This window comes from Oerskovia paurometabola (assembly GCF_016907365.1).
Taxonomy (GTDB): domain Bacteria; phylum Actinomycetota; class Actinomycetes; order Actinomycetales; family Cellulomonadaceae; genus Oerskovia; species Oerskovia paurometabola.
The window spans coordinates 3,565,680-3,576,831 of sequence record NZ_JAFBBV010000001.1 but is presented as its reverse complement, the minus strand read 5'-3'; the positions used below and the strand labels follow the sequence as shown (position 1 = coordinate 3,576,831).

At 73.6% G+C, this 11,152-nt stretch carries 7 protein-coding genes; 2 read left to right on the top strand and 5 right to left on the bottom strand.

Translation table 11 applies throughout. The features are described 5' to 3' along the window. Window positions 1–14: 14 nt before the first annotated feature. Window positions 15–965, top strand: a complete 951-nt coding sequence (locus tag JOD48_RS15975; protein ID WP_204809768.1) for a glycosyltransferase family 2 protein — start codon at window positions 15–17, stop codon at window positions 963–965. Window positions 966–1,005: 40 nt separating this feature from the next. On the opposite strand, the gene JOD48_RS15970 is transcribed toward JOD48_RS15975, so the two are convergent. From JOD48_RS15970 to JOD48_RS15955, 4 genes are all read right to left on the bottom strand, one after another. Beyond that, window positions 1,006–2,052, bottom strand: coding sequence for a glycosyltransferase family 2 protein (locus tag JOD48_RS15970; protein WP_191791016.1), 1,047 nt, complete (start codon window positions 2,050–2,052; stop codon window positions 1,006–1,008). After that, window positions 2,049–2,891 carry a polysaccharide deacetylase family protein gene (locus JOD48_RS15965; RefSeq protein WP_204809767.1) on the bottom strand — a complete coding sequence of 281 codons (843 nt, stop codon included), beginning with the start codon at window positions 2,889–2,891 and terminating at the stop codon, window positions 2,049–2,051. The genes JOD48_RS15970 and JOD48_RS15965 overlap by 4 nt, the downstream gene beginning before the upstream one ends. Before the next feature lie 105 nt (window positions 2,892–2,996). Continuing rightward, window positions 2,997–3,734 (bottom strand): protein kinase family protein, encoded by a 738-nt coding sequence (locus JOD48_RS15960; RefSeq protein WP_191791014.1) that lies wholly within the window; start codon window positions 3,732–3,734, stop codon window positions 2,997–2,999. 130 nt (window positions 3,735–3,864) lie between these two features. Continuing rightward, window positions 3,865–5,223, bottom strand: a complete 1,359-nt coding sequence (locus JOD48_RS15955; RefSeq protein ID WP_204809766.1) for a hypothetical protein — start codon at window positions 5,221–5,223, stop codon at window positions 3,865–3,867. 208 nt (window positions 5,224–5,431) lie between these two features. Here JOD48_RS15955 and JOD48_RS15950 point away from each other — a divergent pair, with 208 nt between their 5' ends. Beyond that, complete coding sequence (locus JOD48_RS15950) at window positions 5,432–9,865, top strand: LamG-like jellyroll fold domain-containing protein (RefSeq protein WP_204809765.1); 4,434 nt, start codon at window positions 5,432–5,434, stop codon at window positions 9,863–9,865. Here JOD48_RS15950 and JOD48_RS15945 read toward each other — a convergent pair. Next, window positions 9,837–11,069 carry a GNAT family N-acetyltransferase gene (locus JOD48_RS15945; protein ID WP_204809764.1) on the bottom strand — a complete coding sequence of 411 codons (1,233 nt, stop codon included), beginning with the start codon at window positions 11,067–11,069 and terminating at the stop codon, window positions 9,837–9,839. The two genes, JOD48_RS15950 and JOD48_RS15945, sit on opposite strands and share 29 nt — an antisense overlap. Between the last annotated feature and the right edge of the window lie 83 nt (window positions 11,070–11,152).

The following is an 11,152-nucleotide window of genomic DNA, read 5'->3' as shown; positions in this document are numbered from 1 at the left end:
AACCGAGGAGCGCCGTGCCCGACGAAGGTCCCGACGCCGCAGGCGCTGCCGTCGCCGCACCGCTCGTGAGCGTCGTCGTCGCCACCAACCGGGGCGGGCCGTTCCTGGCCGAGGCGCTGGCCTCGGTCGCCGCGCAGACCTACCCCCACGTCGAGCTCGTCGTGGTCGACGACGGATCGCCCGACCCGGCCGTGATCCGCGGCCTCGTCGAGGAAGCGGGGGTCGGGACGGTCCTGCGCCTGGACCCGTCGGGCGTCTCCACGGCGCGCAACACGGGCGTCCGGCACACCCGGGGCGAACTGCTCGCATTCCTCGACGACGACGACCGCTGGCACCCCGACAGGCTGCGCCTCGCGGTCGATGCGCTGACCGCCCGACCCGACGCCGTGATCTCCTACTGCGCGATGCGCACGGTCGACCCGGCGGGCGAGCAGCTCGTGGGCGCCGACCAGCGCCCGGCCCGCGACGCACGGGACGTCGTCCGCGGCCGGACCGGGATCATGCTGCCCAACCTCGTGATCCGCCGCGGTGCCTTCGACGCCCTGGGCGGGTTCGACCCCGCGTACCGGCAGGGCGAGGACCTCGACCTGGTCCTCGCGGCCGCGACGCTCGGGCCGTTCGTCTTCGTCGACGAGGTCCTCGTCGACTACCGGTACCACCCGGGCAACACCACGCGGGCCTACCGCGACCTCGCCGCGGGCATCCGGGTGATCCTGCGCGAGCGGCGCTCGCAGGCACGCGCGGCCGAGCGCGGCGGCCCTGCCGGACTTGACGCCGCCTACCGCGACCGGCTCCGCGCGAACGACCGCTTCGCGGCGTGGAGCGCCGCGCGGGCCGCGCGGGCCGAGATCTCGGCCCGCCGGTTCCGCGCCGCGCTCGGCCACGTCACCTGGGCCGCGCGGTTCGCGCCGCTCGCGCCCCTGGACTGGGTCCGGGAGCGGGTGCGGCGGGCCGTCGGCAGGTGACGGGCAGGGCGACGGGTGCCGGCGCCGGCGAGACGAAGGACTAGGACGCGTCCTGCCGCCAGGTCGGCGGCGGGACGATCGGCGGTGCCGCAGGGACCCGCCCGAACCTCCACCCGGCGCTCCAGGCCAGCCGCCACACCAGGTCGGAGAGGTCCCCCGGGCGCCGGATGGTGGACGCCTTGCGCAGCGCCTTCCGGACGAACGAACCACCACGGACGGCGAACACCCGGCCGCGCCGGGCGACCGCCGCGAGGCTGCCTGTGACGCCCGCCCGCTGCGCGCTCTCCGCCGGGGCGGAGCCCGCGACGACGGCCGTGACAGGGGGCTCGGAGGTGCCCGTCGTGCGCGGAGCCTGCGCGTACAGCAGCGCGTAGCGGTGGCTCAGCCAGCGCTCGCCCGCGCCGTACGCGAAGGACTGCCGGGCGATGTTCCGCAGACCGTCGCGGCGCCGGACGTGCAGCACGATGTCCGGGTCGAACACCAGGTCGTGGCCCGCGAGCTGGACCCGGATGCAGAAGTCGTCGTCCTCCGCGGTCCGGGCCCCCTCGTAGAAGCCCCCGACCTCGTCGAAGACCGCTGTGCGCACGCCCATGTTGCCCGAGCCCGCCGTGACGAACTGCTCCAGCCCGGGCTTGACCGTCAACCGGTCCGTCTGGGCCGTCCACGTGACCGACGACGTCAGGCCGGCGTTGAGCCGGGAGCCCTCGAACGGGCCCGCGACGAACTCGTGCTCGGCCAGCGCGCGGTGCATCGCCTCGACCCAGCCGTCCGCGACCATGTCGTCGGCGTCGCAGAACGCCAGGGCCTGCGCCCTCGCCTGCGCGACGGCGATGTTGCGGGCCGCGCTGGGACCGCGGCGGGCCGAGGCGTCGACGAGCCGGAGCTCGGGCATGCGCTCGGTCCACTCCCCGACGAGCCGACGGGTCCCGTCGCTCGACCCGTTGTCGCTCACGATCACCTCCCAGGGCCACGCGGGACGCTGCGCGAGCAGCGCGCCGAGCTGCACCCCGAGCGTCTCCTGCGCGTCGTACGCCGGGATGATCACCGAGAGCTCCGGGCGGGCCTGCGCGCCGGTGGGTGTGCTCATGTCTGACGCATCCTCTCGCGGGCCATGCTCATGACAGGCTGGTAGGTGGTCACCAGGTCGTGGGCGGTCACGGTCCGGTAGCCGTCGGCCGCGAGACGGTCGAGCAGCAGGTCCAGGACCCGGGCACGGTCGAAGGCCGGGAACACGTCGTCGTCCCCGAGCGTCTCCGGGTCGCCCCGGTCGTCGTGGAGCAGCAGCATGCTCCCGGGGAAGATCGTCGACAGGGCGCGCTCGGCGATCCGCTCCTCCTCGTCGTCGACCCAGTCGAACGCGTCGCCCGACCAGATGAGCACGTCCATGCCCAGGCCCGCGATGCCGTGCGCCTGGCGGACCGTGTGCGCGCCGTACGGGGGCCGGAACGAGACGAGCGGCGCCGAGACGATCGACTCGACCTCGTCCCTCGCGTCCCGCACGTACCGGACCGCCTCGGCGTCCCCCATCGTCAGCAGCGACCGGTGGTCCTGCCCGTGGAGCGCGAGCTCGTGGCCGTCGGCGAGGATGCGGCGGGCGATCTCCGGGTGCGCCCGCACCTGCCGGGCGAGCGCGAAGAACGTCGCGGTCTCGCCGCGCGCGGCGAGCAGGTCGAGCAGGCGAGGCGTGTGCTCGGGGTGCGGGCCGTCGTCGTACGTGATCGACACGACCCGGTCTGACGTGTTGACGCAGAACGTGCCCAGCGCGCGCGTCAGGGCGCGAGGGAGCGGGAGGCGCGTGTACGCGACCTCCGCGAACCCGCCCCCCACGGGCGCGGGCCTGCTCTCGATGTCGCGGCGACGGACCACGATCCCGCGGGGAGCGCGACGGGCCGCGGTACGGGATCCGCCGGGCAGGGACTCGGACATCGGCTGACCCTCTCTGGTCGTCCGGGACGGGGACCGCGCCGGACGGGCCGGGCGGGGTGGTGCAGATGCTACGGGTGCCACGGGGCGGGCGCGTGCGCGTCCCGCCTAGGTGCGGACCCCGTCGAGCGCCTCGAGCTTCGCGAGGGCCGCAGGGTCCTCGGCGCTCGCGGCGACGAGCCGGGGCCGGAGGGCGTCGAGCGCGTCCTGGAGGCTCACGCCGAGCATGTGGTGGAACGACCAGTCGTCCTCGGGGTCGAAGGCCGGGTCGAGGCTCCGGTCGCGCGGGCGCGGGTCGTTGCCCGTGATGTCCCCCGAGTCGAGGAACGGGATGCCCCGCGTCCGCGGCCCGAAGGTCTCGAAGTCGGTCACGACGGGCCTGCCGTCGAGCATCCAGATGTTGTGCGGCTGCAGGTCGCCGTGCAGGTTGCCCGTGAGGTAGATCTCGAGCAGGACGTCTAGGGTCCACGCCCCCAGGTCGACCCGGTCCTCGCGCGAGAGCTGCTGCCCGGCGACGTCGAGCCGGGACTCGTCCGGCAGGCGCGGGACCGTGAACCCGCGACGGTGCCACCGGACCACGGGCATGCGCCACGGCCGGTCGCCGAAGAGGTCTCCCGTGGCCTTCTCCGCGAGGAACGCGTCCTTGCCGACGCGGGTGCGGGCGAAGTACTTCGAGACCGTGGGTCGCCCGCCGGTCGTGGTGTAGACGGTCACCGAGCGGTCGGTGGCCTTGACGAAGGTCGCACCGACAGGGCTGCCGAAGATGTAGACCATCCGCGCCCGGTCCACGACCCTGCGGACCAGCGAGCGGGGCGGCCCCTCCGCCTGGACGGCAGGCATGCTCATGACGACTCCTCGACTGGTGGTGTGCGGTCGCGGACCCCCACGATCGATCCGGCAACGGTAGCGGTGAGCGCTGCGGGCGGTCCATGGCAGGACGCCGCGAGAGCGGGCGAAATCCGCGGGGAGACGCCCGTCAGGCCCCGCGGTCCTTGAGGGCGTGGAACGCGGAACGCAGCCGGTGGTACGCGCCCCGGACCGCGCGGGACCTGCCCAGGGCGCGGGCCACGGGGCTGCGCTTCGCGGACTGCCAGAGCTCGGCCGTCGCGACCTTGAGCGGCGGGTCGGCGAGCGGCGTGAGCCGGAAGAGCGCGAGGAACTCGGCGTTGCGGTGCACCGCGGGGTCGACGGGCAGCGGCACCGTGAACCCGTGCCCCGCGAGGTATCCGTCGAGCTGGGAGGCCGCGACCGCGTCGTGCGTCACGGTGCGCGCGACCTGCTCGGGCAGCCCGACGTCGAGGGCGAGCTGCGTGAGGCGTTCGACGTAGGCGGGCTTGACGGCGGGCTTCTGCACCTTGGCGTGGTAGAGCAGGGAGAAGAGGTGGTCGTCGTGCCGGGGCACCGCGACCTGGCCGTCCCGCCACTCGCGGCGCGCGAGGATCTCGCGCTGCCACTCGGTGTCGAGGTAGCCGTCGCCCACGTACCGGGTGTCGAAGAAGACCTCCTCGCCCCCGACCAGGGTGCGGAACTGCGCCCCCTCGGGACCGGGATAGACCTCGGTCGCGTTGAGGACGGCCGCGAGGTCCGTCTGGTCGTCGCACAGCACGTCGATCTCGTGGTCGTCCTCGAGGGCGCCGGGGAGGTCGTCGAAGTTGCGCAGCACGACGTACCGGGACGTCCAGCGCAGGGTGCGGAACACCTGGTCGAGGCTGTCCCACCCGTGGCTGCCCACGACGTCCTCCGCGAGCACCGTGGTGCCGCTCGAGGGGCCGTCCTGCGCGATGATCTCGTGCAGGCGCTCGGGGCCCAGGACCAGGGTCGCGTCGCGGAAGAACTCGCGGATGTTGTTGCTCGAGTGGATGCGGTACCCGCCGGTGAGCGCGCGGGCCGCGGCCTTGACGCGTGCGACGTTGACGTTGGTGAGCTCGACGTAGCCCGTGACGTTCTGCCGGTAGGAGTAGGCCGGGGCGTGGTCCTCCAGGATCAGCAGGAGGAACGGGCCGTCGCCCACCTCCTCGTGCTTGGGCGAGGTGCCCCACAGCGTCTGACCGTAGAGCCGCTCGAAGTCGTTGACCATCTTCTCGGCGCTCCACCGGACCTCGACCTGCGCGAGGATCGTGAAGTCGGCCGCGACGCGCTCGAGGATCTCCGCCTCGTGGGTGCGCCCCCCGGACCACACGACCAGGAGCTGGAGGTCGCGGTCGTACTGGTGGGCGAACGCCCCGACCTCGGGCGACCACCGGTACGTCAGGTCCGCGGGGTCGTAGGAGGAGACGGGCGTCCGGGCAGGAGGCTCGGTCCGCGCAGGGTCGAGGTCGCTGCCGGGACGGTTCATGGCGCGACAGTAACGCACACCTCGTTCGTCGTGCGGGGCTGCGACGCGCTGGGAGGGGCCTCTCGCCCGGGTGAACTTTGACCGCCGACCTTCCGCAGGATTCCGCGCCGATGGTTCGATGGGACCTGGTGGCCGCTCCGGGGGTACGTCGCGAGCCGTCGCTCGCCGCGTACGGATCCACCACCAGGGACTCCGGACAGGATCGATCATGACGGCACGCCCCGACGGCCCGCCCCGTCGACCGCCGACCGCCCGCCGCAGGATCGCGCGCGTCGTGGCGCCCCTCGTGGTCGCCGGGCTCGTCCTCGCCACGGCCGGGTCGGTCGTGACGGTGGATGGAGGGCCCGCCTCGGCGTCATCGCCCACGCCCGTCCCCGTGACCGCCGTCGAGGGCGACAGCCGGTCGGAGAGCCGTGCCATCGGCGGGGCGGTCGGGCAGGACGTCGCGCCCAACTTCTCGGCCGACGGCGCCGGCCCCGAGACGCCGTCGACCGTCGCGAAGTCGCTGTGGTGGCGGTGGACGGCTCCGACGTCGGGCCCCATCAGCTTCTCGACGAGCGGCAGCGAGCTCGACACGACGGTCGCGGTGCGCCGCGCGTCCGCACCGAAGACCGTCGTCGCGACCAACGACGACGACGGCGACGTCTCGACCTCCCGGGTCACGTTCGACGCGGTCGAGGGTGAGGAGTACCTCGTCGAGGTCGGTACCAAGGCCGGCGAGCCGGGCCTCGTGACGCTGGCCTGGCAGGAGCCCGCGTCGTCGCTCGACGCTGTGCCCAGCATGCCGAGCATGCCGAGCGGGCCGAGCGCCCTGGCCGCCGAGACCGCCCTGACCACGACGGCGGTCCCGCTGAGCGGCAACACGGGGGAGAAGCCGCAGTCCAAGCTGTGGTTCGCGCACGACACCTGGTGGGCCGCGCTCGCGTCGACGAGCACGACCCCCGCGGGGACGTGGGTCTGGCGCTACGACCAGGCTGCGGGGACCTGGACGAACGTCGTGCGGATCTCGGACCGCACCGACGTGCGCGCGGACGTCAAGGTCGTGGGCGAGGTCGCGCACGTCCTGCTCCACGGCCCGACGACGTCGCTCGTCTCGGTCGAGTACGTCGCCTCCTCGAGCTCCTACCAGCCGTGGTCCCAGCGGCAGACCGCGACCCCGGTCTCGTTGCCGGGCAGCGAGACGGGCACGATCGACGTCGACTCGACGGGCCGGCTGTGGCTGGTCTCGGACACGAGCACGAGCATCCAGGCGCGCTACGCCGACTCCCCGTACACGTCGTTCTCGGCCCCCGTCACGGTGGCCTCGGGTGTCCTGGACGACGACATCGGCATGGTCACGGCTCTGCCGGGCGGGAAGATCGGGGTGCTTTGGTCCAACCAGAGCACCGAGCGTTTCGGCTTCCGCACGCACGTCGACGGCGCTGCTCCGGCGACGTGGACGGCCGACGAGAAGCCCGCGCAGTCCTCGGCCCTGGACCTCGGCGACGGCATGGCCGACGACCACATGAACGTGGCGGTCGCGTCCGACGGGACCCTGTACGCCGCGGTCAAGACGTCGTACGACTCCCAGGGCGCCACGGTCATCGGGCTCCTCGTCCGCCGCCCGAACGGCACGTGGGACCCGTTCTACGAGGTCGACCGGCTGGGCACTCGCCCGATCGTCGAGATCGACGAGGTCACGGGGCTCCTGCGCGTCGTCTACACGCACAGCGAGGTCCTCGACGACATCATCGAGAAGGTGACGCCGCTCGCGTCGATCAGCTTCTCCCAGAGCGCCACGACCGTTCTCGACGGGACGTACAACAACGTCACGGGCGCCAAGCAGAACGTACCGGGCGCGACGCTCGTCATGGCCGCCTCGAGCTCGACCGCGGGCACGGCGCGGTTGCCGTGGGTTGACCCGCGCGGGCCGGTCGCCACGGCGGGACTCACGGCGACGTCCGTCGGGGTCGCCGCGACCGGGACCCTCAAGGGGTCGTCGCCGGTGGGTGGTGCGCTGACGTTCGAGGTGGTCGCCGCTCCGTCGTCGGGCACGGTGACCGTGACGAACCCGGCCACGGGCGCGTTCACGTACACGCCTGCCGCGGGCTTCGTGGGGGCCACGAGCTTCACGTTCCGCGTCAAGGCGGGCACGACGTGGTCGAACGTCGCGACCCAGAGCGTGCGGGTCACGGCGGTGGCCGGTGCCCGGGGCACGTGGGAGCTCGACGAGGGCGCGAGCGTGCTCACGGCGGACTCCTCGGGCTGGGGGTTCCAGGGCACGCTGACCGGGGGGACGAGCTGGGTCACGGGCAAGGCGGGCAAGGCCGTGCGTCTCGACGGGTCGACGGGCCGGGTCTCGGTGCCGGACGCTGACGGGCTGGACGTGTCGTCGGCGTTGACGGTGTCGGCGTGGGTGCGTCCGGAGCGGTCGGCGACGCAGTACGTGGTGAAGAAGGCGGTGTCGGGTTCTGCGGACGGGTACGAGTTGGGGATCTCGAGCGCCGGGAAGCCGTTCCTGCGGGTCAACCAGAAGACGTCGGGGGATGCGTTCCGGGTCAACGCGACGTCGGTGCTCCCGACGAACGGGACCACGTGGGTGCATCTGGCGGGGACCTATGACGGGCAACGTCTGCGGATCTACGTCGACGGTGTCGAGCAGGGGTCGATCGCCGGTCCCGCGTCGGTGGGCGTCAACACGCTGCCGCTGACGATCGGCGCCCAGCCCGACGGCCTGTACCCCTTCCAGGGCGCGGTCGACTCGGTGCGCCTGTCCGACCGGGCGCTCACCGCGGCCCAGGTCGCCGAGCTCGTCCAGGGCGGCGGCCCCGTGCCCACGACCCCGGTCGCGACCGACGGGGCCTCCACCACGACGACCGGTACCGCGGTCACGGGCACGCTCGCGGGCAGCTCGCCGAGCGGCGGTGCGCTGACGTTCGAGGTGGTGGCCGCTCCGTCGTCGGGCACGGTGACCGTGACGAACCCGGCCGCGGGCGCGTTCACCTACACGCCCCCCGCGGGCTTCGTCGGGGCCACGAGCTTCACGTTCCGCGTCAAGGCGGGCACGACGTGGTCGAACGTCGCGACGCAGAGCGTGCGCGTGACCTCGGTCGCGGGGATCCGCGGCCTGTGGGGCCTCGACGAGGGGACCGGGACCACGGCCGCCGACTCGTCGGGCTGGGGCCAGACCGGGACCCTGTCGGGCGGCGCCGCCTGGGTGACCGGGGTCGACGGCAAGGCCGTGCGCCTCGACGGCACCGCGGGCAAGGTCGCGGTGCCGGACGCGGACGGGCTGGACGTGTCAGCGGCGTTGACCGTGTCGGCGTGGGTGCGCCCCGAGCGCCACGCGACGCAGTACGTCGTGAAGAAGGCGGTGTCGGGTTCTGCGGACGGGTACGAGCTGGGGATCTCGAGCGCCGGGAAGCCGTTCCTGCGGGTCAACCAGAAGACGTCGGGGGATGCGTTCCGGGTCAACGCGACGTCGGTGCTCCCGACGAACGGGACCACGTGGGTGCATCTGGCGGGGACCTATGACGGGCAACGTCTGCGGATCTACGTCGACGGTGTCGAGCAGGGGTCGATCGCCGGTCCCGCGTCGGTGGGCGTCAACACGCTGCCGCTGACGATCGGCGCCCAGCCCGACGGCCTGTACCCCTTCCAGGGCGCGGTCGACCAGGCCCGGCTGTACGACCGGGCGCTGTCCGGGGCGGAGGTCCAGGCACTCCGCCAGGCCGTCCAGCCGCCGGCCGCACCGCCCGTCGCGCAGGACGTGTCCGCGTCGACCGTGAGCGGGACGCCCGTCACGGGCACGCTCACCGGCAGCTCACCGAGCGGGGGGACGTTGACGTTCGAGGTGGTGGCCGCTCCGTCGTCGGGCACGGTGGCTCTGACGAACCCGGCCACGGGCGCGTTCACCTACACGCCCCCCGCGGGCTTCGTCGGGACGACGAGCTTCACGTTCCGCGTGGGTGCGAACGGGCTCTGGTCGAACGTCGCGACGGCGACCGTCCAGGTGGCACCCGCCGACGGTCTCCGCGGCGCGTGGGACCTCGACGAGGGCACCGGCCTCGCCACGGCCGACTCGTCGGGCTGGGGCAACGCGGGCGCCCTCTCGGGCGGGACGACATGGGTCACGGCCGGGGGCCGGTCTGCCGTGCGGTTCGACGGCGCGACGGGCAAGGTCACGATCCCCGACGCGAACGCCCTCGACGTCTCGACCGCGCTGACGGTCGCCGCCTGGGTGCGGCCCGAGCAGGTCGCGACCCAGTACGTCGTCAAGAAGGCCGCACCGAGCGCGACCGACGGGTTCGAGCTCGGCCTGTCGAGCGCGGGCAAGGCGTTCCTGCGGCTCAACCAGGCGACGTCGGGCGACACGTTCCGCGTCAACGCCACGTCGACCTACCCGTCCGACGGCACCACGTGGGTGCACCTCGTGGGCACGTACGACGGGCAGCGGATGCGCCTGTACGTCGACGGCGTCGAGCAGGGGAACGTCGCGGGTCCCGCGGCGGCCGGGGTCAACACGCTCCCGCTCCTCCTGGGCGGGCAGCCCGGCGGCACGCTCCCGCTCAAGGGAGCCGTCGACGGCGTGCGGCTCTACGACCGCGCGCTGAGCGCGACCGAGGTCGCCACGCTCAGGACGCAGACTCCGCCGCCTGCCTGACGTCCCGGGACGCAGGACGCTCGATGCGGGAGCGACGCTCGTCCCGGGCCGCGCGGACCCGGCCCGCGAGCACCCGTCGGCCGTGCCCCAGGGCCACGATCTCCCGGAGCAGCAGCTGGCCCGGCCAGCGACCCAGTGCGGCCGTGAAGGACACCGTGCGCAGCCGTGAGGGGTAGAGCTCGTTCTGGTCGGGGTACAGCGACGGGTGCATGCACGAGTCGAGCAGGTCGAGGTCGCCCTGGGCGGCGAACCGCTTGACGGTCAGCAGGCGACCCAGGACGCCGGGCGCGTGCTGTGCCCACTTCTCGGCGTACTCGTCGTACCAGGCGAACAGCGTGCCTCCGGACCGCAGGAATGCGGCCATGTAGAGGGTCTCGCCCGCGGGTCGCAGGGCCAGGAGGGTCGCGCGCCCCGCGGCGGCGTGGGCCTGGAAGACGTCCACGAACCACTCGGGTCCCTCGCGCAGCCGGGAGAAGCCGACCCCGTTGCGGTCGGGGTCCGCCTTCCAGGTCTCGAGCTCGAACCGGAGGAACTCGGCGGGGTCCTCGACGACCTCGAGCGTCAGCGTGTCGAGCTCGGAAGGGACGCCTGCGGCCTCCGTGAGGCGACGGGCCCGACGGCGGACGGCCTTGGCGCGCGACCTCGGGAGGTAGCCGAAGCTCCCCGGGGCCTCGACCTCGGCGAAGCGGACCGCGGCGCGCTCGTCGCCGCCCCAGACGTGGAGCGTCGAGCCCTCGTCCGCGAAGGCCCGCTGGAGCGCGGCTCCGCCCGGCCCGTCGCCCGAGACGAACGCCATCTCGATGCTCCCGCCCAGCTCGTGCGAGAACCGCCGGAACGCTCGCACGAGGCCGGTCGCTGCGCGCCGGGGGTCGCCCTCGCGCAGGAGCGGGACGCCGAGCGAGGTGAACTGGTTGAGGATCGGCCCGTCGTTCGACGCGTGCCGGTGCGGCCAGCGGCGGTTCGCCGGGACCATCTCGTAGGGCATGAGTGCGAGCCACGTGCCGTCCGACTCGACGACCACCAGGCGCAGGGTGCGGTCCGGGTCGAAGTGCGCGGCGGTCGGGACCAGGAAGTCCGGCCCGTAGAACACGTTGGGCTCGGCGGCGTGGTCGGCGAGGTCTCTCCAGCGGGAGACGTCCTCGGGCCCGAGGGTGGAGACCGCGGCGAGGCGGACGGACAGGCGGGGCGAGTCGTTCGAAGGCATGGGGTCCCGTTCGAGGGGAGGCGGCACGAGGGGCCGCACGGCGGAGCGAGCCCTTGCGGGCTGCACGGGGGAGCGGCGGGGGC

Excerpts from the sequence above, each read along its gene's own strand:
- JOD48_RS15970 (WP_191791016.1), bottom strand. The coding sequence starts at position 2,052 with ATGAGCACACCCACCGGCGCGCAGGCCCGCCCGGAGCTCTCGGTGATC.
- JOD48_RS15965 (WP_204809767.1), bottom strand. The coding sequence starts at position 2,891 with ATGTCCGAGTCCCTGCCCGGCGGATCCCGTACCGCGGCCCGTCGCGCT.
- JOD48_RS15960 (WP_191791014.1), bottom strand. The coding sequence starts at position 3,734 with ATGAGCATGCCTGCCGTCCAGGCGGAGGGGCCGCCCCGCTCGCTGGTC.
- JOD48_RS15955 (WP_204809766.1), bottom strand. The coding sequence starts at position 5,223 with ATGAACCGTCCCGGCAGCGACCTCGACCCTGCGCGGACCGAGCCTCCT.
- JOD48_RS15950 (WP_204809765.1), top strand. The coding sequence starts at position 5,432 with ATGACGGCACGCCCCGACGGCCCGCCCCGTCGACCGCCGACCGCCCGC.
- JOD48_RS15945 (WP_204809764.1), bottom strand. The coding sequence starts at position 11,069 with ATGCCTTCGAACGACTCGCCCCGCCTGTCCGTCCGCCTCGCCGCGGTC.